Here is a 23,640-nt window from a genome sequence, read left to right as displayed (position 1 = left end):
ACGTGGAACGTGGCGGTTGTTGGGGAGATGAAACTCCTTTCATGGAAAAGGTTTCTTAAAATTTACCGTTATACTATAACATCTAGTTTTGAACCTTCGATGGGCCTTGACCATGAATGCGTTAACGCTGCCCGACGTGGCTGCGCAGGTTTCACGTCAAACCCTGCCCCTTGATTGGGTAGGCATGTGTGGCATCGCAACGCCAGTGTTGATTGACGGCCAGCGTCTCAGAGCAACGGCCGATGCCGGTGTCAGTCTCGATGACGGCGAGGCGCGGGGCATTCATATGTCGCGCTTATACCTGGCGCTGGGGCTACTTGAAGAGACACCACTGTCGCCAGCGCTATTGCGCCGAATCCTCGAGCAATTTCTCGATAGCCATGAAGGCTTGTCCCAGGCGGCTTCGCTCAGCGTGCATACCGATCTGCTGCTCAAACGTCCGGCGCTAGTCAGCCCGCTGTCGGGCTGGAAAAGTTATCCGGTGAGCATCGAAGCTCACCTGAAAAACAAAATGTTCCACGTGGAACTGAAAATTCAGATCCCCTATTCTTCGACTTGCCCTTGTTCGGCAGCCCTTGCCCGACAGTTGATCCAACAGCAATTCGTCGACGACTTTGCCAACAAGAAACTTGAGCACGCCGAAATTCTCGCCTGGTTGGGTTCATCGAACGGCATTGTCGCCACTCCTCATAGCCAGCGCAGTACCGCGACCCTGACTTTGCGCCTTAACGCCGATGTCGAGGAATTGCCCCTGCAGTCCTTCATCAACGAGGCCGAAGCAGCTCTCGGTACCGCCGTACAGACCGCCGTCAAACGCGCCGATGAACAAGCATTCGCCCTGGCCAACGGCCAAAACCTGATGTTCTGCGAAGACGCCGCGCGGCGATTGAGCACGGCCCTGACCCGCTCATCGGCGATCACCGCCCTGGATGTCCGCGTCGTGCACGCCGAAAGCCTTCATGCCCATGACGCCGTGGCGCAAAGCCGCTGGACCCGGGAGCCATCATGATCAACTGCCAAGCACTGCGCTGGGGTGCGCCCGGACAACCCCTTACACCGCCCCTCGCCATGGAGCGACCGGCAGGCAGCCTCACCGCCATCATCGGTGCCAACGGCTCGGGCAAAAGCAGCCTGTTGAAAGTGCTCGCGGGGCTACAAAAGCCGCTAGCCGGAAAAGTCGCGTTGAATGTTCCACGGCGTGGCGGGATTTCATTCCTGCCCCAGCAGCAACATTTGGATCGGCAATTCCCCATCAGCTTGCAAGACCTGGTGGCGGCCGGCTCTTGGGGCAATCGCCACACACCAGCCATGCGTAGACAGTTGCTGCAAACCGTACTGGAGGACTGGGCACTGAACGGCCTTGAGCATCGTCCACTGATGGCGCTGTCGGGAGGCGAGTTGCAACGTGCCCTGCTCGCGCGCTTGGGCTTGGCCGAAGCGCCCTTGCTGTTGCTCGACGAACCCCACGCCGCCCTCGACGAACAAGGCCAAGCACTGCTGTGGAAGCACATTCATCGCTGGCACGCCGCAGGCAGGACCCTCGTGGTGGTGTGTCATGATCTGGCAGCGGTCCGCCAACATGTCCCCCATACGCTGCTCATAAAAAACACCGGCTGCGTGCTGGGCCGCAGTGTCGACTTGATTGCCCAACAACCCCATACGTGGGTGGCCTGATGCTTGCGGCCACTCATCTCTGGCAACCGTTCCAAGAGTTTGTCTTCATGCGCCGGGCTTTGCTAGGTGGTCTGGTGTTGGCGTGCAGCACGGCGCCGTTGGGCGTATTCCTGATTCTTCGGCGCATGAGCTTGATTGGTGACGCCGTGGCTCACGGCATTCTGCCCGGCGCCGCCCTCGGGTTCTGGTTCGCCGGGCTGAGCCTGCCGGCCTTGACTCTGGGCGGCCTGGGCGCGGGCCTGAGCATGGCCGGGCTCGCCGCCTGGATTACCCGGCGCACTGGCCTACGGGAGGACGCCAGCCTCGCGGCGATTTATCCCATTTCCCTGGCGGCCGGCGTGCTGATCCTCGGCATGGCCGGCAAACGCCTGGACTTACTACACCTGCTGTTTGGTTCGGCCTTGGCGGTAGACGGTCCGACACTTACAGGCATGCTGTGGGTTTCCGGCGCCAGCCTGGTGGCGATGGCGTTGATTTATCGACCACTGCTGCTCGACACCCTGGACCCATTGTTCCTGCAAACCGTCAGTCGCCTCGGTCCGTTGGCCCATGGCGTGTTCTTGACCCTGGTGGTGCTGAACCTGGTGATCGGCTTCCAGGCCATCGGCGCGCTGATGGTGGTCGGCCTGATGATGCTGCCGGCCGCCGCGTCGCGATTCTGGAGCCGTCGCCTGCCGCTACTGATGCTGATCGCCGGGCTGCTCGGTTGCCTCTCGGTTTGGCTTGGCCTGCTGCTGTCTTTCTATTACTCACTGCCCAGCGGGCCGTCCATCGTTCTGGTGGCAGGCGTGTTGTATCTGTTGTCGGTGGTATTCGGTCCGGTGCACGGTTTGCTGCGCCGCCCGCCTTTGCTCACATCCCAATGAGGTGTCTCTCGATGCGCGTTCTGCTCGTGCTACTCAGTCTGATGCTGTCCATGTCCGTGTCCGCCGCCGAAAAACTCCAGGTCGTGACCAGCTTCAGCATCCTCGCCGACATGACTCGTCAGGTCGGCGGTGAGCATATTCAAATCACCAACATGGTCGGGCCGGACGCCGATGCGCACACCTACGAACCAACGCCAGACGACGCCAAGGCGTTGCTCAGGGCAAAACTGATCATCAAGAATGGCTTGGGCTTCGAGCCATGGCTGGATCGCCTGGTGACCAGCACCGAAGCCAGCGCCCCGGTGATCAGCGCCAGCCGCGGCGTCATCCCACGGTCACTGGATGAGGATGGCGAGACCATTCCCGACCCGCACGCATGGCACAACCTGGCGAACGCCGAGCTGTACGTCAGCAACATCACCAAGGCACTGGAGGCGGCCGACCCGGCCAACAAAGCTGATTACGAACGCAACAGCCAAGCGTACTTGAAGAAGATCTACGCCCTGCTCGCCGAAGCCAAGACCAAGCTCGGTACATTGCCTGCCGGTAATCGCAAGATCGTGACCTCCCACGATGCATTCGGTTACCTGGGCCAAGCCTATGGCATCGAGTTCATGGCGCCCCAGGGTTTATCCACCGAACGTGAGCCGTCGGCGGCGGAAGTCGCGGCGCTGATTACCCAGATCCGTCAGGCGAAAGTCAAAGCGGTGTTCATGGAAAACATCAAGGATGCACGCCTGCTCAAGCAGATCGCCGACGAGAGCGGCGCACACATCGGCGGCACGTTGTACTCCGATGCACTCGCTGCCAGCGGACCGGCCAGCACATTCACCGGCCTGTTCGAATACAACCTCAATACGTTGTATGAGGCACTGAGCCGGCCTTGATCGAGCACTGTGGGAGCAAGGCTTGCCCGCGATGAGCGGTGATGCGCTTGGCGATTCACCGAGTTGTCTGCATCGCTAGCAAGCTTTGCTCCCACAAGTTCACCAAGGGATTACCTCATACCCGATTCAAGCCCTCGGCTTGACCGTGCCGCAATCCTGCCCCAGCCATACCGCGCGCGTGTCGAGGCTGCCGTTCTGCTGGATGCCGGTGGCGTTAAACGTGCCGTTGACCTTGGTGGTGAATTCACGATCGCTTTGGAACGTCGCGACCCCAGTACCCTGGGCCTTTGGGCAACTGAAACGAAACTTCCATTGATTGCCAGTGCGCTCGGTGATCTGCTGCTTGCAACCCGATTGCGGGTCTTGCAGCGGGATGTCATTGGTTTGCACCTGCGCCGGGGTCAGGCATACGCGAATACCTTTACCGCCCATGGTAATCCCCTGCTTTTCCAGCATCGCCCGTTGCTCCGGGGTCATCTGGGTTTGCAACTGGCCGAGGATCAGTTGCAGGTCCGGCAGGTTCTGGTTATCGACCTTCATGTTGCTGGTGGTCAATTCCCACAAACCCGGCTGGAGCATCTGCGCCTGAGCCGCCATCGGAACCGACAAACCCATCGCCAAGGCCACACCCAGCAGACGAACATTCATTACACGAACTCCAGAGGACAAGTGGCCGTTAGACGCCGCCCACGGGCTTCGGTTCAGGGCTCAAACCAGTGAATTAATTAGCGACATTCGCCCTGGAACATGGTCTGTTAAGCATTGAAACTTCAGGAGCAAGGCTGCCCCATGGATTATTTCGGCCCGCATGTTTTCGGTTACCTGATCGCGCTGATCCATACCCTGGGTTCCATCGCCGCCGTCCACGCCGTACTGACGGTGCGCACAGCCCAAGGCTCGATTGCCTGGGCCCTGTCGCTGACCTTCATTCCCTACCTGACGTTGATTCCTTATCTGGTGTTCGGCCGCAGCACGTTCGATGGCTACATCAAGGCGCGTCGGCAAGCCAACGAAGAAATGCGCAAGGCGATCTCCGAGCTGAACTGGCGCCCGTGGGTCGAAGAAGCCCTGACCGCTCGCGCCTCCCAGGCCTACGCCTCGTTGCGGGCCATGCCGAAACTGGGGCGCACACCGTGCCTGGCGAATAACCAGGTGCGTTTGCTGGTCAACGGCCACGCCACGTTCGAGGCGATTTTCCAGGCCATCGAACAGGCACGAGAAGCTGTGCTGATTCAGTTTTTCATTATTCACGACGACCGCCTCGGTCAACGCCTGCACACACTGCTCTTGAAGAAAGCCGCCGAAGGCGTGGCGGTGTATTTGCTTTATGACCGCATTGGCAGCCATTCCCTGCCCCACCGCTACGTGCAAGCCTTGCGCGAAGGGGGTGTCCACGTCAAAGCGTTCGCCACCCGCAGCGGCTGGCTCAATCGGTTCCAGGTCAACTTTCGCAACCATCGCAAGATCGTGGTGGTGGACGGTGTGCAAGGGTTTGTCGGCGGGCACAACGTGGGTGACGAATACATGGGCGACAAACCACCCTTGGCACCGTGGCGCGACACCCATGTGCAAGTGAGCGGGCCGGTAGTGGCGAGTATGCAAGAGTCGTTCGCCGAAGACTGGTTCTGGGCGGCCCGCTCCCTGCCCCCGCTGATCCTGCCGGACAGCTACCCGGACGACGGCGTGCTTTGCCAGTTGCTGGCCAGCGGCCCGGCCGACGCCTATGAAACCTGCTCGTTGTTTTTCGTCGAGGCCATTCACGCCGCCAGCGAACGCGTGTGGATCACCACGCCCTACTTCATCCCCGACGAAGCCGTGTTCGCAGCCTTGCGCCTGGCGGTGCTACGCGGCGTGGATGTGCGCATCCTCCTGCCCTCGCGGCCCGACCACAAGATCGTCTACGCAGCTTCCAGCCTGTATGCGTTTGAAGCGGTACGAGCCGGTGTGCGGATGTTCCGTTATGGGCCGGGCTTCCTGCATCAGAAAGTGGTCTTGATCGACCGGGAAATCAGCGCCATTGGCAGTGCGAATCTGGACAACCGCTCGTTCCGCTTGAACTTCGAGGTCATGCTGCTCACCGTCGATATCCCGTTCGCCACCGAAGTCGAGCAGATGCTCGAAGCTGATTTCGCCCAGGCCCAGGAAATCGACAAACAGGAAAGCCGGGAGACCCACCGCCTACAGAAGGTCGGCATGCGGATCGCCCGGCTTATTTCGCCGATTCTCTAAGGCGTGTAGATGTCGTCGCGGGTCCACGGCAACTCATGGCTACCGTCGGCATGAGCCTTCACCGCCAGGATCTGGTGCAGATTGATCCAGCCCTTGGCGAACGCGTAGGCGCAGCCGGCCAGGTACAGACGCCAGATCCGCAATGCCTGCTCCGGCACTTCCTTCGACGCCGCCTCGAGGTTGTCCTCCAGGCGCTCACTCCAGTGATCGAGCGTACGTGCGTAGTGCATGCGCAAGCTTTCCACATCGACGATCTCCAGTCCCGCTTCGCTGATGTGGGCGGAAATCATCGACAGGTGCGGCAGCTCGCCGTTGGGAAATACGTACTTCTCAATGAATTCGCCCGCACCACGACCAACCGGACGCCCGTCGGTGTGCTTGGCGGTGATGCCATGGTTCATCACCAACCCACCCTCGCGCACGGCGCCGAACAGCGTCTTGCAGTACTGCTCCAGGTTGGCGTGGCCGACATGCTCGAACATACCCACGCTGACCACCTTGTCGAAGCGGCCGTCCTGGGGCAGGTCACGGTAATCCAGCAGTTGCAACTCGACCTGATCCTCCAGGCCTTCGGCCTTGACCCGCTCCCGAGCCAGCGTCAGTTGCGCCTTGCTCAGGGTGATGCCGAAGACCTTGGCACCGAACTCCCGTGCGGCATAACGCGCCAGGCCGCCCCAGCCGCACCCGACATCCAACAGGTAGTCGCCCGGCTGCAATCGAAGCTTGCGGCACAAATGGCGGAATTTGGCTTGCTGGGCCTGTTCGAGGGTTTCGCTGCCCGTCTCGAAATAGGCACAGGAATAGGCCATGTCGCTGTCGAGCCATAGCTGATAAAACGCGTTGGAAAGATCGTAGTGGTAGGAGATCGCCTTGGCGTCGGTTTCCTTGTCGTGGACCGAGCGCACCGGCTGGTTGTCGGGATCGTCCTCGACCAATGCCTGGCTCAACTCATCGCAGACCCGAATGACTTCGTGGATCGAACCTTCGAGTTCCAGTTTGCCTTCGACAAACGCCGCCCCCAATGCGTCCAGGCTGGGGTGGGTGAATTGCGCGACCATTTGTGGGTCCTTGACCACAATCGTGACGCTGGGGTCGTCCCCCAGTGAAAATTCATGGCCATCCCAGAGCCGCAACCGAAGCGGTAGATGCAGATTCTGTAAGGCCGGTGGAAGTTGCGCGAGCATGGAAAATCCCCCTTGTTTCAGACGTCTGAAATGAGGGTAGACCATGCTAGAAAAATAGCAGGCTATCGAATTTATAGCCTTTTTCTATCGCTGTCCCAAATCACTCCCTGTGGCGGGTAACTTCTGCGGTGGCACGCCCTCTCCAATAGCAGACTGCAAGTACAGCGCACAGTTCGCTGACCCTACCCAACGGTGCCCTTCGCTTGGATCTTGAGCAGTGGCTCCTGGAACCGCAGCAAGCGCCCGGCATTACCTAACACTAGCAGGGTACTGAGATTGTGCAGCAGCGCAGCGATCATTGCCCCCGCCGCGCCCAGCCAGCCGAAGGCGGCAAAGGCAACGATGGCCAGCGTCCAGCCCAAGCCAATGATCACATTGACCTGCAACGTGCGCCGACACTGGCGACTCAGTCGCACGCAGGTGCCGAGGCGCCGCAGGTCGCTGCCAATCAGCACAATATCTGCCGATGCCAGGGCGATGTCCGCACCGCCCGCGCCCATGGCGACGCCCACCACCCCGGCCTTGAGCGCCAGGGAGTCGTTGATGCCATCGCCCACCACCATGGGACGAAACCCATGGTCGATTTCAGCCATGACCCGCTTGAGTTTGTCTTCCGGCAAAGCCTGGGCTTGCACATCGCCGATGCCGACATCCCGGGCCAGGTTCGTGGCCACGCTCTGGCGGTCGCCGGTCAACAACAACTGACGGCCCAAGCCCAACTCCCGCAGCTCGGCCATGGCCACCTGTGCCTCCGGCTTGACGCTGTCGGCCAACAGCAGCCAGGCGAGGAACTGCCCGTCCAGGGCCAAGCCGGCAATCGGGCCGTCGTGCTCAGGAACCGCTGAGGTTTGAATGCCCAGCTGTGCAAACAATTCCGGCCGACCGAGCGCCGCTTCGCCCTGGGCCGTCATTGCGACCACACCCAACCCTTGGCGCTCGCGAATGTCCGTCAGCGCCAGGCAGTTGTCCTGTTCCACCAACCCCGCCAACGCACGACTGACCGGATGGCTGCTGGCCGAACCGAGGCTGGCGGCCAACGGCAGCAACAACGATGCGTGAGCATCCCGGGCATGGTCGATGGATTGCAGGCGCAGCACGCCATAGGTCAAGGTGCCGGTCTTGTCGACCACCAATGAGGTCAAGTCCGCCAGTTCTTCCAGAAAGGCCGAGCTGCGAATCAGGATCCCGTGGCGCGCCGCCACGGCGATCCCGGCAATGGCAGTGGCCGGTGCCGATAGCACCAACGCGCAAGGACACGCGGCCACTAGAACCGCCAGCATCGCCTGGGCATCGTTGGTCACGAACCAGGTCACTGCCGCCAGCAACAACACCAATACCAGGTAACTACCGGCGTAGCGTTCCAGCAAGCGGGTGATGGGTGGTTTGGAGCGTTCGGCGTTTTGCATCAAGGCGATGACTTTGCCCAGAGTGGATTCTTCGCCGGTGCGGGTCACTTCCAGCCGCAGCAGGCCATCGAGGTTGATCGCGCCACCAAAGACTTCCGTGCCGACCACCGCCTCCAGCGGCACCGACTCACCGGTGATGGGCGCGGTGTCGAGGCTGGCCTGGCCGGACAGCACCCGACCATCGGCCGGCACCCGGTCACCGGCGCGCACCTCCACCACATCACCGGCCTGGAGCGTCGCGTTGTCGACATCGATGATCGAGCCGTCGGCCTGTACCTTGCGACCTTGGCTGCGGGTCAGTTGGCCAAGGGCATGGATCGCCTCCTGGGAACCGATGACACTGCGCTCTTCCAGCACATGGCCGAAGATCATGATGATCGGCAGCAACGCCGCCGTCAGCAGATCGCCAGTGGCCCAGGCGCCGAGCATCGCCAGGGCGATCAGTTGGTCGGTGATCCCGTGCAGGCTTGGATAGCGCAAGCTGTACCAGGCCGAACGCATCACCGGCACCGCCACCAGCAGCGAGGCGAAACCCAACAGCAACTGGCTGACACCACTCTGCTCCGGCGACCAGGCGCGCCAGGCCAGACCCAGCGCGAGCAAGCCGAGAGCGAGCATCGCCAAGGTCAATTGCCGAGCGGCGATGCGTTGCTCAGCCGAGGACAACATCGGTACAGCAGGTGTTTGAGCGGTCATTGGCCGGCTCCCTGGATGATCAGACGAGAATCGTCTTTCGGGTCGACCGTGGTCACTGAACCGGCCTGACGAAGGATGGCGGGCATGCGTTCGCGATACAGGCGCAGCAGCATTTGCGGATCGCTTCCTTGGGTCTTCGCCAGCCCGAGCACCGTGGCCGTGTCGGCCGACGCCTTGGCGAGCCGTTCGCTGGCCTGGGCATGGGCGACTTGCACGGCACGGTCGGCGTCTTGACGGGCGGCCTGGGTGAGTTTTTCCGCTTCAGTCCGGGCGTTGGCCACAGCTTTATCGGCCTGCTGGCTGGCGGTCAGTACCGCGTTGAAAGCACTCACCGCCGGCCCGGGCAGACTCGATTGCACGTCGACCCGCACCACTTCGATGCCCAGCCCCTGCCCTGTCGCCGCCAAGTCAGCCAGGCGTCGGTTAAGTCCCTGCACCAGATCGCCTCGCAAGCGTTCGCGGCGCTCGGCAGCCTGGTTGTCACTGCCCATCAGTTCGGGCCGAGCCACCAGAATGGTGTCCAGGTCCCGGGCCGCAGTCAGGGCCACGGCACTGCGGGTCGCCAGTCGGTCCAGCGCCGGCAGGACATGTTCGCCTTGCAAGACGAAAGCGTAAGGGTCGGTGACCTTGTAGAACACCCGCACATCCAGTTGCACCACGCCGGCATCACCGGTCAATAAATAACCAGAACCGGCTAATGCATCGCTGACCGGCGTGGCGAAACTGGCCACACGATCAGCCTGCAAGGCCGCGTCCGAGCGCTGCAGATTCTCCACCCGCCGCTCAAGCACCCGATCCGCTGCTGGCAGCAGGACCACTTGCTCCACAGGGCGCGGCCAGGCCAACAAGAGGCCGGCATTCTGGATTCGATCCAAGGCGCCAAAATGCAGCACCACTGCACGATTCTGCGGGTCGATCTGCCGCACGTTGGAAAAGACCCAGGCCAACGCCGCCAACACCGTGACGGCGTAAAGCGCCAGAAACGCCAAGCGACCGGCCTGAATCCACGGACTGGATAACTCGTTTGTTCCACGTGGAACCAAACTCATGGTTGTGTTCCACCTTTGCCTTCCACGGAAACAGGCCCGTCTACCAGGACACGGAACGGCGCGGCGTCGGTGCGCAAAATCAACTTTGTACTCGGGCTGACGATGGTGCCCAAGGTGTCCAGCGAACGGAGCAGGTTGTAAAGCTGGGGAGAGCCGGCGTACGCCCGGCCATAAATCTCGGCCGCTTCTACCCGGGATTGTGCTTCGATATCCGCAGCCTTTACCGCGGCATCGGCTTGCACGACACGGGCATCACGTTCCGCGGCGGAGCGAATCTGCGCCGCTTCGCGTTTGCCGATGGCGGTGCGCTCAGTGGCGATGGTCTCGCGCTCGGCCCGCATGCGGTCCACCGTTGCGGTCAGCGTTACCGAGGGCAAGGTCAAGCGCTCGATACCGACTTGCAACACCCGCACGCCGTAAGTGGTGAGCAACTGCTGATCGATTTGCTGACGCAACTGCGCTTCGAAATCGGCGATGCGCACTTGGCTGGCATCGGTGTTGACCAGATTCGCCAGGTCAAAACTGGCGGCTGTGGTTTCCAGCGCCGAGCCGACAAACGTGCGGATCTGCCGTGCGGCTTCGTCCGGCTGGTTCTGCACCGCACGCATGAAACGCTGCACGTTGTCCGGGTCACCCTGCACCTGCCAGGCCACGTAGGCCTGGACAATGATCCGCAGTCCATCGCGGGTCCCGACATCCTGCAGGCCGCTGGACGTGGTGCGCAATCGCAGGTCCACCGGGATCGCCGCCTCGAACGGCGCTGGCCAGCGCCATCCCAGGCCAGGTTGCAGCAGCACCCGGGCCGGATTGCCGAAACGGGTAATGACCGTGGCCTCCCCCGACCGTACTTGCACCAAGCTCGCGGCCGCAACGGCAAATGCCACCAGCAGCACCGCCCAGCCCATCCGCCGCCAAGGAAATGGCCCGGCCTGCTGCGGGTCGCCGTGATGGTGGTGATGATGGCCGTGGTGATGACCGCCATGACCGTGATCGTGACCGGCGTGGTCGTGGTGACCGTGTGAAGAGGACTGGCTCAATGGGCAGCTCCTGACGGGACAGGGTTACGCGGCGACGCGGGGTCGGCCGGCAGCGTGAAGGTACGCAAGTCGATGGTCGGCGCGTTGTTGCTACCGCCCAGGCGATGATCGAGAATCAGCAACTGGGCATTGCCGAGGCCCTGGCTCAGTTGGCTCAAGTAATGTTCCAGCACAAAAGCGTGCCCTGCCGTGGCGTAGGCTTTGCGGTCGGCGTTGAAACGCAAATCGGCCGCCTGGGCGGTCGCGTTGATTTCCCGCGCAGTGGCGCTGGCCTGGTCATGGGCGATGCTGGCTTGCAATTGCGCCTGGTTGGTCTGTTCCGCCGCCGCACCACGCTCCCGGGCGATCAATGCCTGGGCGCCGATCTGTGCCGCCTGTACGCCGTGGTAGGCATTGGCCGCACCGGCCGGCGGATGAGTCGCCTCCACCACCGTCGCCAGGATTTCCACACCGCTGTCGAGGGTCTGCAAATCCGCCTGTACGGCGCGACCGATTTCGTCGGCCAGGCTCACACGGTCGGCGCCCAACAAACCATCCAACGTACGCGAAGCAAACTCATGCACCAGGATGCGGCTGGCGGTGCTGCGGATCAGCGTCGGCACATCGGCGCTGTTGTAAGTCGCCGCCAACGCCGCGGCATCCGTCAGGCCGATGCGATAGACAAAACGCACGTCCATGTTGACGATCTGGAAGCTCTGTTGGTTAGCACGACGACTGGCAATGACTTGGGACTTGTCGTTCACGTGACTGGCGTCCCACAACCGATTGGCAATGGCCGGTGCCGGCCCCTCCGCCGGTTCAGCCTCGACAACCGCTCGACTATCCGCAACGCTGGTCGCCAGTTCATGCACCACGCCATTCTCGACGTTGAGCACCCTGCCCCACGGCCAAGGTAAGGCGACGTGCAGGCCGGGCCCGAATACCTCTACCGGTTTACCAAAGCGCTCATAGATGCCCCGCCCCTGCAGCGGCACTTCGTGCACGCCTGTCAACAACCAGCCCACCAGCGCCACCAACGCCAACACCGGCAAAAAAGCCCGGCGCATGTAGCTGAAGGCCCAGATCTGGCGCAGATCGATGCCGAAACGGTTGTGCAGTTCATGTTGCAAGGCCAGCCAAGGTTGCGGCGGCCAGCGCAGCAGATCGGCGATGACACTGCGGCCCAGCGGCGTCGGCTCCAGGGCGTCCCGGCGCGGGATGAACAACGACAGCACCGCGCGCAACAACAACTCCGCCGCCACCAGCCCTGGCAATAGCCCCATCAGCACCGCCAGGCGCACCGGCCAGATGGACGTTTCTGCGGCGAACAGCAAGCACAGGGCGCCGAGCACCAACACGATGATCGCCAATCGCGTCAGTTGCCCCAGCGCTGGCGCTTCCGGCCATTCCACCGGGGACTGCTGGGCCAATTGCCGCTCGAACACCAATAACCCGAACGCCAACAATAACGACAGCACCGCCCCTACACTGGCCGAGACGCCAAGGGCGGCAGCCGGCAACTGCAAGTTCCAGGCTTGCTCCAGGCTGAGTAATACCAGCACGGCCCAACCGGCCAGCCACAACGCAGGCGCACCGATTTGCTTGAGCAGACCGACTGAACGGGCACCGATGCTATCCAGCAGCCGCTCATACCAACCCGGGTTATCAACAGGCTCGTTTTCCGTCGGCAGGTTATCCACAGCCGGCAACAACGCCTTGCTGCGCCATTGCGCCACCCACCAGGCCGATTGCAAGCCCGCCACCAGCACCAACAGTCCCGCACCTTGGCTGACCAGCAAGGCCGGCCACAGCGATTGCGGCGAAAACACCCCAATAAAAAATGCCAGGACCACGCCCATGCCCGCCACGCTTCCCAAGGCGTAGGCGATCCGCTTCAAGCGGCACCCTTGAAACGACGCTCGCTGGAAACGCGGCCATTCGGCCACTTGTGTCCCCTCGATATCTAGATCGACTTGCATACCACCCCAGCTTTCGTGGCGATCAGAATCAGGGCCCGTGGACAGACGCCACCGACGCTCTGTTATATGCCGTTACCTTATAACGATTGCTGTGAAATTTCCGTTTTGAATTCTTCATGACAAGGCCCACACCGACCTCTTGACTTAAGCCTTGACCGAGATCTGTGGAAACGCTCATATTACGTTCATAATTTTTTCTCAGGCCAAGCGGGAGAATAGCGATGAGCAACTACGACGTGGTCATTCTGGGCGGCGGGCCCGGCGGGTATAACGCGGCGATTAGGGCCGGTCAGTTAGGGTTGAAGGCCGCCTGTGTCGAGGGCCGGGCCACCCTGGGCGGCACCTGCCTGAACGTCGGTTGCATGCCTTCCAAGGCATTGCTGCACGCCTCGGAACTGTACGAAGCGGCCACGGGAGCAGAGTTCGCCAACCTAGGCATTGAAGTCAGTCCCACCCTCAATCTTGCGCAAATGATGAAGCAGAAAGACGAAAGCGTGACGGGCCTGACCAAGGGCATCGAGTTTCTGTTTCGCAAGAACAAGGTCGACTGGATCAAAGGCTGGGGCCACATCGACGGGCCAGGCAAAGTAACCGTCACCGCGGACGATGGCGGCAAGACCGAACTGAACGCCAAGGACATCGTCATCGCCACCGGCTCGGAACCCATGCCGCTGCCAGGCGTGACCATCGATAACCAGCGCATCCTCGACTCCACCGGTGCCTTGGCCTTGGGTGAAGTGCCTCGGCATCTGGTGGTGATCGGCGCAGGCGTGATCGGCTTGGAACTGGGTTCGGTCTGGCGGCGCCTGGGCGCCCAGGTGACGGTGGTGGAATACCTCGATCGCATCTGCCCGGGCGTGGACGGCGAGGCCGGCAAGACCTTGCAAAGGGCCTTGGCTAAACAAGGCATTCAATTCAAGTTGAGTTCGAAGGTCACCGGCGCCACGACCTCGGCCAGCGGCGTGCAATTGCAGATCGAACCGGCGGCGGGCGGAGAGGCACAGACCCTGGATGTTGATTACGTGCTGGTCGCCATCGGCCGTCGACCCTACACGCAAGGGCTGGGGCTGGAAAACGTCGGGTTGAGCACCGATAAACGCGGCATGCTCGCCAACCAGCGTCACCGCACTGAAGCCCCCGGCGTCTGGGTGATCGGCGACGTGACGTCCGGACCGATGCTGGCCCACAAGGCCGAAGACGAAGCCATGGCCTGCATCGAACAGATCGCCGGCAAGGCCGCCGAGGTCAACTATGCACTGATCCCCAGCGTCATCTACACCCGTCCGGAACTGGCCAGCGTCGGCAAGACCGAGGAACAACTCAAGGCCGAAGGCCGCGCCTACAAGGTCGGCAAGTTTCCGTTCACGGCCAACAGCCGGGCCAAGATCAACCACGAGACCGAAGGGTTCGCCAAGGTCCTGGCCGATGAACGCACCGATGAAATCCTTGGCGTGCATCTGGTGGGCCCCAGCGTCAGTGAGATGATCGGTGAGTACTGCGTGGCCATGGAGTTCAGCGCCTCGGCCGAGGACATCGCCCTGACCTGCCACCCGCACCCTACCCGCTCGGAAGCGTTGCGCCAGGCGGCCATGAATGTGGAGGGGATGGCGACGCAGATGTAGGAACACGCCCCACTGGCGATAACACCCGCCCCTGTGGGAGCGAGCTTGCTCGCGATGGCGGCATTGCAGACGCTACAAGGGCGTATGTGATGTCCTCATCGCGAGCAAGCTCGCTCCCACAAGGGTTCCTTATCTCAGGAGGCCGACATCCGCGCCTTGCGCTGGCGCCGGCTGATCAGCCCCAACCCCACCGCCACCACCAACACGACCCCGCCCACTTCCAGCCAAACCTTGTAAGGGCGCAGCGCCGAGCGAATCGGGTCCAGGGCCTGGGTCACGTAGCGTTTGTTCGCCGTGCTGAAATCCGGTTGCTGGCATTGATGACCAAAATCCCCGGCCCAATCCACGTACGGGCCTTCCTTCACATAGCGCTGATACAACGCGCTTTGCTCCTCAAGGCTGGAGTTGTACCCCACCGCTTTGCACAGCACCGCCGCAAACGCCTGGCTGGTATGGGGCAGATTATCCGCCGCCTGGCTCGCCAGCGCCGTGGCGACAAATCGATAGTGATAACGCATGTCCGGCTGCGCGGCGCTGGCCTGCTGGCGTTGCACTTCACCTTCGGCCACCAGCGGCCCGACGTTCAGCTCGACCGGTTCCAGGCTGTAATTGCCGCCAAGGCTGGCGTAATCCGGCGCCATCTCATAGCCGAGCAGCTCCATGCCCCAGTTGCGCGCCATCCAGGACGCATGGAAATACGCCTCGGCTCGCCGGGTTGGCCACCATTTGGACTCCGCGTCCTGGCGCAGTTGCCCATAGGCCCGGGCCTTGTTCTGCAGGTCCGGGTTATCGAAATAAGCCGGCGCCTCCTCAAAGCGCCCTTCCCTCAGCAAACGACGGCCCAGCAAATTGCGCAGGCTCGCGGCCACCGGCAGCGGCACGTAGTTATCCCGATCCTCCTGGCTCAACGCCGGTGGCGCCGGGACTTGGGCGTCGACGTACTGCTTGAGCTCATCCACCGTGAGCACACGCTCGGCAACGGCGGCAGCGTCGTACCAATAGTTGCTCTGGCCGCGATAGAGCTGATCGAAGGCTTGCAGGTAATCACCGCGCTGCAAGGCCAGGATCGCGCTTTCACCTTCGACCCGGCACTTGGGTTGCACCGATTCGTAATTCCAATCCGGTGTGCGCCGACTGCCCCAGGACTCATCGTTCGGAAACGCCTGGGCCGCCTTGGCATAAGCCGCCGCCGCGGCCACCTTGTCGCCGTCGCGCAAGGCCAACTTGGCGCGCACCCACCAGGCCAGGCCTGTGTCGGGAGCCTTTTGCACAAACGCCTGGGCGCTGGCGTAATCGCCGTGCTGGTAACTCACTGCCGCCAAACGGTCGGCATCCTCCAGATTGTCCCGGGCGTTGGCCTGCAGCAGTTTGACCAGCCTTTTCTCGCCCGAGGGTTCTTCACCGTCCCACCAGCCGATCCGGCTGAGCAGGTAGGCGGTGACCAGTCGCTGCACCGCTTTGGTCTTGAGCAGTTCATTCAAGCGCTCATCCGGCTGGACGCTCAAATCACCGGCCAATTGCAGCAACGAGCTGTAGCCGACCGGGGATCCTTGCAGGTTCTGGATCGCATACAGGGCGATGGCGCTGTCCCAGTCGTCAGCGGTGTAGGCCACCCGGGCTTCTTCGCCAAGGCTGGCGATGCCCAGTTCCAGCGGGTCGCTGAAGCCAGCAATAGTCATTTCCCGGGCCTGGCGAAACGCTGCTCGCGCCTGATCCCGCAAGGCCACAGGGTCGCCGCTGCCCGCCCCGGTACTCTCGGCGAACAAGGCCCGTCCAAGAGAGTACGCGGCCCAGGTGCTGCGCAACCGACGCTGGTCAGCCGGTAACGTCAGCAGTTGCTGGAAGGCTTCCACGGCACGCTGATGCTCACCAAGGTTAAAAGCCGCCGCGCCGAGGGCATACAGGCGCAGCTCATCAGGCAGTTTGGCCGCTTCAGCCGCCACCTGGTCGATATCGGTCAGCGCCCGCAAGCGCTCCACCACCGCTTGTTGCGGCGGGGTCAAGCCAATCCGCTCGGCCTGGTTGCGTTGCTCTACGTAGGAAGGCAGGTCGTCATAGCTGTAGTCCGGGTTGCGCGTCGCCTCGGTGGCCGGCTTGAGCCCGGCAAGCGCCTGGCCGAGGCGGCTGACTTCGAAGCGAAAGCTGCCTTCGGGCAATTGCGCCAGCGTCTGGGCACGGTTATCCAGCAGGCGCATCGGGAAATCCGGCCCGCAGGCCAGCGCCGGCCCCAGTGGCAGGCACAGGCTCAGACACAGCAGGTGGCGAGGCCACTTACGGGTAAACATTGAAACCTCCTTGGTCAATTTTCGTACAGCGCGCCCAGCCGATTGCCCGTTGGGCGCCGGCAGCCAAGCGACCTTCCTGAATGCGGGTGAAGGTAAGCAGTCCGGGGGCTTGTTGCAACGTATAACCGGCCAAGGCATCGACGCCGTCACACGCGCCAACAGCCAGTGTCAGACGCTGGGGCCAGGGGCTGTCGAGATTGCCCTGGTTGACCAGGCGGATATCGTACAAACCGCCCTGCTCCGCCCACTTCAACGCCAGGCGACTGTCCAGGTGATCGCCCCGGGCGACGGCGCCGAGCGTGGTCAAGCTCCAGGCTCGTCGGTCGCCGGCCAGGGGCAGGCGAAACCAGATCAGCCCGACGAGATGGTGCGGCGGATCAGCCCGCAAATCCGCCGCCAGCCCGGCCACTTGTTGCGGATCGGCCAGCAACTCTCGACGCTCGCCAGCGCGATCGATCGGCACCTCGCTTTCCACCACCGGCACGCCGCTCTCCTGGGTCAGCAGCGCCACACCGTAGGCTGGCAGTGCCAGATAAAACGGCCGCGGGGTGATCTTGCTCCAGCGTTGCGCCCAGTGCCGGGCCTGTTTCGGATCGAATAGCCCTTGCCGTGGATCACTCACCGCGTGGACCTGCAGCACACTGCTGTCCACCGTTTCCAGCAACCCCGGCAAGGCGGGGCTGTCGAGCCAGGCCGGTAGCGCCGTGATGCTGAGCCGCAGGTTGGCCGGCAGGATGTGCCGCAGTTGGCCGAGGAAGTTTCCATAGGCCGGCAGCCGTGCATTGCCGGCATCGTGGTCGATCTCCACACCCACCGGGGTCAGGCCTTGGGCTTGCCAATCCCCCAGCACTTGCTGGATTTGCGCGATGACCTCGTCCTTGTTCAGGGCCTTGAGCTGGCCGTCCAGGCGAATCACGACGATCAGTGGACGGCCGTCCGCCTTGAGCAGGGCCGGATCGATCCGTGCACGGCGCCAGCCCGCCCCGGGAAAAGCCTGCAACGCCAGCACCCGCAGCGTGGAAAAGTCGCTGTGGCTTTGGCGCAGCGCCAGCCCATGGGCCGGGGTCCATTGGCGTTGCCAGATATAGAGTTGTTGATCAAGGGCCGGGGGTTGTTCGCAGCCCCCTAAAAGCAACACGGCGAGGGCCAGGGAGAGCCGGGAAAGAAACGTCATGGAGCCTCACCACCCACAAAGACCGGCAGATTACCGCCCCCCGCGTCGAAGAGAAACTCTGTGGCGAGGGAGCTTGCTCCCGCTGGGCTGCGCAGCAGCCCCAAAGCCGACACCGCAGCCATGCCAGGCACACCGCGCGCCATTTTCAGGGGGTTGCTTCGCAACCAGCGGGAGCAAGCTCCCTCGCCACAGGGCGACCCATTCAAATGCTCATGGGTGCTTTTGCAACCCGACAACCGTACGCGGCATGCCCACGAACCCGGGCAAGGCTTCGATCCGTGCCAGCCAGGCCCGCACGTTGGCATAGTCTTCCAACGACACATTGCCTTCCGGTGCGTGGGCGATGTAGCTGTAGCCGGCGATATCCGCGACAGTCGCCGTATCACCCGTCAGAAACTCACGGCTGCTCAATTCCTGATCGATGACTTTCAACACGTTGTGGGACCGGGCAATCACGTCCTCGGCGTTGTAGGCCGCGCCGAACACCGTGATCAGTCGCGCCGTGGCCGGCCCCGCATGGATCGGCCCGGCCGCCGCCGACAACCAGCGCTGCACCTGCGCGGCGCCGACCGGATCGGTGGGCAGCCAGCGGCCCTTGCCATATTTATGCGCCAGGTACACCAGGATCGCGTTGGAATCCGCCAGCACCACGCCGTCATCGTCAATGACCGGTACCTGGCCAAACGCATTGAGTGCGAGGAAATCCGCCTGTTTGTGCGCGCCTTTGGCCAAGTCGACGAAGACCTCCTCGACCGGTAACCCGAGCAACGAAAGCATCAGTTGAACGCGATGGGAATGGCCGGAAAGCGGGAAGTGATAGTGCTTGATAGGGTTCATGGTCGACTCCGTTGGAAGTGACGCCATCAGCACAACGGCGTCGATGGGGTCATCTTCCGCTCCGAGCCAAAACAAGAGAATAACCCGCAAATGCAATCCATTGTTTCAGCCAGAGAAATAATACGTCAGCCGCTCAAGGCCGGATGTTCGCGCAACGCACTGACGACAAAATCGACAAAACTGCGGACCCGCACCGGCGCATTGCGTCCGCCCTGGTACACCACATGGATCGGCAGCGGCGGCAATTCGAAATCGGCGAGGACGATTTCCAGTTCACCGGCGGCCACGTTGCCCGCCACTTGGTAAGACAGGACTCGCGTCATTCCCAGCCCCTGGCAGGCGGCGGTGATCGCCGCCTGGTTGGCCGTCACCACCAGCCGAGGCACGGGCCGGACGGCCAACGGTTGGCCTGAATCGATGAAGCTCCAGCTTTTGACCTGGCCAGTGGCCGACGACGCCACCACCGGCATTTGCTCCAGATCATCCGGATGCCGGGGCCGCCCGTGCCGCGCGAAGAAATCCGGGGATCCGCACACCACTCGCCGCACTTCACCGACCCGCACGGCGTGCAGGTTGCTGTCCGGCAGCTCGCCAATGCGCAGGGCAACGTCGATGCCCTCCTCCACCAGGCTGACCGTACGATCCAACAACAAGGCGTTAATGCTGACCTCGGGGAACCGGTGCAGGTAATCCACCAGCAGCGGCGTGACAAACGACTGGCCAAACAGCACCGGCGCGGTAATCGTCAATTGCCCGCGGGGCTGAACGTGACTGCCGGCCGCCGAATCCTCGGCTTCCTGCAAATCGCTCAGGATCCGCCGACAGTCCTCGAGAAAGCGCTGGCCGGCTTCGCTCAAGTACACATTGCGAGTAGTGCGCACCAGCAATGGCGTGCCGATACGTTGCTCCAACCCCGCCACCGCCCGCGTGACACTGGCCGCTGATAGCCCCAGGCGTCGCGCGGCCGCCGAAAAACCCGACGCCTGGGCCACGGCGAGAAAAACCTGCATTTCCTGGAACCTGTCCATCCATCCCCCGATGAGAAATCCTGATACAAGTTTTCTACACGCCTCAAAGCGGCGCAACGCGGCCATTGTAGAGGCCTGCGCCAGTGAACCACAGCGTAACGCAGCCGGACACCGGGACATTGGCCCGACCAGCGACGGCAGCCCTTGGTACCATCCCTTCTCATGACAGTTTCATGACCGAAGGAAGAACCCACTGAGGGCGAGCTTGCTCGCGATAGCGTCGGGTCAGCGGCAATCCATATGGACTGACACAGCGCTATCGCGAGCAAGCTCGCTCCCACAGGGTGAGTGTGTTGTTCAATGGATTGGCTTCAACTGAAAGGCCTGTTGCTTGTGAATATTATCTATCGCGCTTCAACCCACCCCCGCGCCGCCCTCATCACCCTGATTGGCTGCGTATTACTCGTTCCCATGGGCCTGCGTCTCGCCTTGGGCTGGTCCGACCCACTGGGCTATCTATCGGACCTGGGTATCGGTGGGTTACTGATCGCGTTGCTTTACCGTCGTCCCTGGTGGCTGACACTGCCGGTATTGCTGGCCTGGAGCGCGTTGACGCTGGCCAGCATCGAGTTGGTCAGTGCGGTCGGGCGGATGCCCAATCCTTCGGACATCCATTACCTGACCGACCCGCAGTTCGTTGAAAACTCTACCAGCGGCGGCTTCGCCCACCCCTGGCTGGCGGCGATCCAGTTGGCCGCGCTGGCGTTCTGGCTCGTGACCCAATGGACCCGCCGCCCACACCAGGCGCCACGCTTGCCTCGCCACGCCTGGGCCGTGCCCGTGTTGCTCCTGCTGAGCCATGGTGCGCTGCAGGCCTGGCGTCCCAGCGAAGCGGACCAATGGAACGTATTCAACCTGCCTCACCAACTCGTCACCGCAGGTATCGCCGCCGGGCAGGACCAAGCCCGGCAATGGCTCGATGGCGATGCCGTGGACCCCGCCCCAGCCATGGCGGGGCTGACCCGCCTGGACCTCGATGGCACCAAACTGCTGGCCGAACCGGGACGGGCGCGCAACGTCCTGGTCATCGCCCTGGAGGGCATTCCCGGCGCCTATGTGAGCGCCAACCGCCAAGCCTTGAAAAGCAGCTACCAGGAAAACCTGATGCCGCACCTCAGCGCCTGGGCCGAGCGCGGCATGAACACCCCCGATTACGTCCTGCACAGCCACCAGACCATTCGTGGCCTGTACGCGATGCTGTGTGGCGACTACGACAAGCTTGACGACGGCACGCCCAAAGGCGTCGAAATGCTCAACCAGACCCAGCGCAACCAAGCCTGCCTGCCGGCCCAGTTGCGCCAGAACGGCTTTTCCACGCATTTCCTCCAGGGCGCGGGCCTGCGGTTCATGGCCAAGGATCGGATCATGCCGCACATCGGCTTCGACACGACCCTGGGCATGGAGTGGTTCACTCGCCCCGCCTACCTGGAATTCCCTTGGGGCAAGGACGACAAGACCTTCTTCGAAGGCGCGCTGGACTACGTCGGGCAACTGCAACAAGCGGACAAGCCCTGGATGCTGACCCTGCTGACCGTGGGCACGCACCAGCCCTACTCGGCACCGGATGACTACCTCCAACGCTACGACACCGCCAAGCAAGCCGCCGTGGGTTACCTGGACGACGCACTGGCGAACTTCCTGGCAGGCCTGGAACGCCAGGGCATCCTGGACAACACCCTGGTGGTCATCACCTCGGACGAATCCCATGGCATCGACGATGTGCGGCTGGCCTCATCCTGGGGGTTCAACCTGACGTTGGCGCCGGAACCGTTGCCCCGGATCAAGTCAGGCACCTACGGCCACGTGGACCTGACCGCCTCGATCCTCGATTACTTCGGCTTTACGGTGCCCACATCGTTGTCCGGTCGCTCGCTGTTCAGGGATTACCCGAAGGGCCGGGAAATCATGTCGTTCACCAACGGCAAGCTGCGCTACCACGACGGCAAGGGCACGTTCACCGAGTGCGATTTCCTTCAGCATTGCCGTTACTACAGCAGTGCAGGCTTCATCGCCGACCGCGCCACCTACGGCGGGCAATACAGCGGCCAGCGCGCCCGATTGATCAGCGCCCGGGCCACGGCCCTGGACCAGACCCTGTTACGCACGCCCCTGAACCAGCATTATCAGTTCGGGAGCGCGGATAAAATCCCACTGCCGGCCCAGGTCACCAACGACTGGACCGACAACCTGATCGGTGCCCAATACCTGGAAATGCCCAAGGGCTCACAGACCCGTGTCAGCCTGACCATCCGCACCGTAGAGGCTGACCATGCCGCCTACATTTCCCTCAAGGCCAAGGAGTTCGAGCAGGATGTGTCGATGGACCTGCCGACCGAGGTGGCGGTGACACCCGACCAGCCCCTGGTGATGAACATCAGTTTCGACAACCCGCAGCAGCGCAAGGCGTTTTCCTTCCATTTGCTCGGGCATGGGGTCGGCGCCATCGAGATCAGCGACTTCAGCGTCGTGACCGAACTGCCGGAACAGACGGACCAGCCGCAATACCTGGACGACATGCAGGAAGACAGCGAGGCCCAATCCAGCTGAACAAAAAACGCGCAGCCATTGAAACTGGCTGCGCGTTTTTATGTTCAAGGCCGGATTTGGTCAATGCTTGATCAACTGCATGATTTCAAATGCGTTCAATGCCGCCCCCCGTAGTAACTGGTCGCCGCTGATGAACAAGTCCAACCCATGCTCGCCGTAGATCAGGTTGTAGCGAATCCGCCCGACTTCCACCGCGTGCTTGTAGGTTGAGGTCATGGGCATCGGATAAGCGCCAAACTCCGGCTCATCCACCACCTCAACCCCCGGCGCGCTGCGTAACAGCTCGCGCACCTGCTCCAGCGACTGGATGGGTGTGTTGAACCGCAGGCTGAGGCTCTCGGCATGGGAGCGCAAGGTCGGCACCCGCACTGCGGTGGTACTGATCGCCAGCGCCGGTTCGTCGAGCACCTTGCGCAGCTCCCAGACCACTTTCATTTCTTCACGGGTGTAACCATTGGCTTCGAACGAATCGACTTGGGGAATCACGTTGAAGGCCAGGTTATGGGCGAAGTACTCGCTGTCATCGCGGTCGCCATAGTCGCTAAAGGACCCGGCCTTCTCCCGCAGCTCCAGCATCGCCGGCTGCCCCGCACCGCTGGCGGCCTGATACGTAGAGATGATCGCGCTCTGCAGCCCGAACGCGTCATGCAGAGGACCCAGCACCATCAACGCAATAGCCGATGAGCAATTGGGATTGGCGATCAGTTTTTCACCCCTGTAACGGTGGCCGTTGATGGGCGGCACCAGCAGTGGAATGGTCGGGTGATAACGGAAGGCCGAAGAGTTATCGATGACGTAGGCGTTCTCAGCCAGACGCTCGCCGTACTCCAGGGCAAAGGCCCCGGAAACACACAGGAAGACGATATCGCACGAGGCGCAGCCCTCGACCGAAAAGGCTTCGATCAGGTATTCGACATCACCCACCTTCAAGCGCTTGCCCGCCGAACGCCCCGAGGCCATGCAGACCACTTCATAATCGGTATCTTCAAGCAATTGCAGCATGGTCATGCCCACTGCACCGGTGCAGCCCACCACGGCGACTTTCTTCATTTCCCGTCCCTTATCCACCTGTGCAAAGGCTCAACCGTCTTGGTTTTCCTGATTGCCTGCGATCGATTGTAGGGTGACGGGCCCGTCCGCTACAGTGCAGCGCAAGACAAT

Annotated in this window: 18 protein-coding genes; 7 read left to right on the top strand and 11 right to left on the bottom strand. The window is 62.3% G+C overall.

Going from position 1 to position 23,640, the window contains the following annotated elements:
- The first annotated feature begins 112 nt into the window (after positions 1 to 112).
- The 4 genes from folE2 to AB4N80_RS05465 are packed head-to-tail and all read left to right on the top strand — an operon-like array spanning position 113 to position 3,427.
- Positions 113 to 1,009, top strand: coding sequence for a GTP cyclohydrolase FolE2 (gene folE2 / locus AB4N80_RS05480; RefSeq protein ID WP_305468916.1), 897 nt, complete (start codon positions 113 to 115; stop codon positions 1,007 to 1,009).
- Positions 1,006 to 1,674, top strand: coding sequence for a metal ABC transporter ATP-binding protein (locus tag AB4N80_RS05475; RefSeq protein ID WP_122567648.1), 669 nt, complete (start codon positions 1,006 to 1,008; stop codon positions 1,672 to 1,674). The genes folE2 and AB4N80_RS05475 overlap by 4 nt, the downstream gene beginning before the upstream one ends.
- Complete coding sequence (locus tag AB4N80_RS05470; protein ID WP_122567649.1) at positions 1,674 to 2,540, top strand: metal ABC transporter permease; 867 nt, start codon at positions 1,674 to 1,676, stop codon at positions 2,538 to 2,540. Before AB4N80_RS05475 ends, AB4N80_RS05470 begins: the two co-directional genes overlap by 1 nt.
- Positions 2,541 to 2,551: 11 nt before the next feature.
- On the top strand, positions 2,552 to 3,427 hold the full coding sequence (locus AB4N80_RS05465; protein WP_122567650.1) for a metal ABC transporter substrate-binding protein: 876 nt from the start codon (positions 2,552 to 2,554) through the stop codon (positions 3,425 to 3,427).
- Positions 3,428 to 3,553: 126 nt separating this feature from the next.
- Here AB4N80_RS05465 and AB4N80_RS05460 read toward each other — a convergent pair whose 3' ends face one another.
- Positions 3,554 to 4,075: a DUF3617 domain-containing protein gene (locus AB4N80_RS05460; protein WP_063323704.1), complete on the bottom strand. Its 522-nt coding sequence runs from the start codon at positions 4,073 to 4,075 to the stop codon at positions 3,554 to 3,556.
- 141 nt (positions 4,076 to 4,216) lie between these two features.
- Here AB4N80_RS05460 and cls point away from each other — a divergent pair, with 141 nt between their 5' ends.
- Positions 4,217 to 5,656, top strand: a complete 1,440-nt coding sequence (gene cls / locus AB4N80_RS05455) for a cardiolipin synthase (protein ID WP_460081035.1) — start codon at positions 4,217 to 4,219, stop codon at positions 5,654 to 5,656.
- Here the strand turns inward: cls and cfaB are convergent.
- The 5 genes from cfaB to AB4N80_RS05430 all read right to left on the bottom strand — a co-directional run bounded on the left by cfaB (position 5,653) and on the right by AB4N80_RS05430 (position 12,986).
- Positions 5,653 to 6,840, bottom strand: coding sequence for a C17 cyclopropane fatty acid synthase CfaB (gene cfaB, locus AB4N80_RS05450; RefSeq protein ID WP_122567652.1), 1,188 nt, complete (start codon positions 6,838 to 6,840; stop codon positions 5,653 to 5,655). The two genes, cls and cfaB, sit on opposite strands and share 4 nt — an antisense overlap.
- A 182-nt stretch (positions 6,841 to 7,022) precedes the next feature.
- A complete protein-coding gene (locus AB4N80_RS05445) occupies positions 7,023 to 8,942 on the bottom strand; it encodes a heavy metal translocating P-type ATPase (protein WP_122567653.1) in 1,920 nt (639 codons plus the stop codon).
- Positions 8,939 to 9,991 carry a protease modulator HflK gene (gene hflK / locus AB4N80_RS05440; RefSeq protein WP_122567654.1) on the bottom strand — a complete coding sequence of 351 codons (1,053 nt, stop codon included), beginning with the start codon at positions 9,989 to 9,991 and terminating at the stop codon, positions 8,939 to 8,941. The genes AB4N80_RS05445 and hflK overlap by 4 nt, the downstream gene beginning before the upstream one ends.
- Complete coding sequence (hflC, locus tag AB4N80_RS05435; RefSeq protein ID WP_122567655.1) at positions 9,988 to 11,028, bottom strand: protease modulator HflC; 1,041 nt, start codon at positions 11,026 to 11,028, stop codon at positions 9,988 to 9,990. Before hflC ends, hflK begins: the two co-directional genes overlap by 4 nt.
- On the bottom strand, positions 11,025 to 12,986 hold the full coding sequence (locus tag AB4N80_RS05430; RefSeq protein ID WP_122567656.1) for a protease modulator HflK: 1,962 nt from the start codon (positions 12,984 to 12,986) through the stop codon (positions 11,025 to 11,027). The genes hflC and AB4N80_RS05430 overlap by 4 nt, the downstream gene beginning before the upstream one ends.
- Before the next feature lie 221 nt (positions 12,987 to 13,207).
- Here AB4N80_RS05430 and lpdA point away from each other — a divergent pair, with 221 nt between their 5' ends.
- Positions 13,208 to 14,608: a dihydrolipoyl dehydrogenase gene (gene lpdA, locus AB4N80_RS05425; RefSeq protein WP_122567657.1), complete on the top strand. Its 1,401-nt coding sequence runs from the start codon at positions 13,208 to 13,210 to the stop codon at positions 14,606 to 14,608.
- A gap of 134 nt (positions 14,609 to 14,742) precedes the next feature.
- Here lpdA and AB4N80_RS05420 read toward each other — a convergent pair whose 3' ends face one another.
- From AB4N80_RS05420 to AB4N80_RS05405, 4 genes are all read right to left on the bottom strand, one after another.
- Complete coding sequence (locus AB4N80_RS05420) at positions 14,743 to 16,893, bottom strand: hypothetical protein (RefSeq protein ID WP_122567658.1); 2,151 nt, start codon at positions 16,891 to 16,893, stop codon at positions 14,743 to 14,745.
- Positions 16,880 to 18,067, bottom strand: a complete 1,188-nt coding sequence (locus tag AB4N80_RS05415) for a DUF3142 domain-containing protein (RefSeq protein ID WP_460081028.1) — start codon at positions 18,065 to 18,067, stop codon at positions 16,880 to 16,882. The genes AB4N80_RS05420 and AB4N80_RS05415 overlap by 14 nt, the downstream gene beginning before the upstream one ends.
- Before the next feature lie 210 nt (positions 18,068 to 18,277).
- The gene (locus tag AB4N80_RS05410) at positions 18,278 to 18,904 is read right to left on the bottom strand and encodes a glutathione S-transferase family protein (RefSeq protein ID WP_122567660.1); all 627 of its coding nucleotides are present in this window, start codon (positions 18,902 to 18,904) and stop codon (positions 18,278 to 18,280) included.
- Between the two features lie 125 nt (positions 18,905 to 19,029).
- On the bottom strand, positions 19,030 to 19,932 hold the full coding sequence (locus tag AB4N80_RS05405) for a LysR family transcriptional regulator (RefSeq protein ID WP_122567661.1): 903 nt from the start codon (positions 19,930 to 19,932) through the stop codon (positions 19,030 to 19,032).
- A 333-nt stretch (positions 19,933 to 20,265) separates the two neighbouring features.
- On the opposite strand from AB4N80_RS05405, the gene AB4N80_RS05400 reads away from it, so the two are divergent.
- Complete coding sequence (locus tag AB4N80_RS05400) at positions 20,266 to 22,479, top strand: LTA synthase family protein (RefSeq protein ID WP_305468940.1); 2,214 nt, start codon at positions 20,266 to 20,268, stop codon at positions 22,477 to 22,479.
- Positions 22,480 to 22,539: 60 nt separating this feature from the next.
- Here the strand turns inward: AB4N80_RS05400 and AB4N80_RS05395 are convergent, their stop codons facing one another.
- Positions 22,540 to 23,529: an aspartate-semialdehyde dehydrogenase gene (locus tag AB4N80_RS05395; protein ID WP_122567663.1), complete on the bottom strand. Its 990-nt coding sequence runs from the start codon at positions 23,527 to 23,529 to the stop codon at positions 22,540 to 22,542.
- Between the last annotated feature and the right edge of the window lie 111 nt (positions 23,530 to 23,640).

This window comes from Pseudomonas sp. H3_A02, assembly GCF_054671965.1.
Note: the sequence above shows the minus strand (reverse complement) of the source record. Positions and strands in the feature narration are given on the sequence as shown.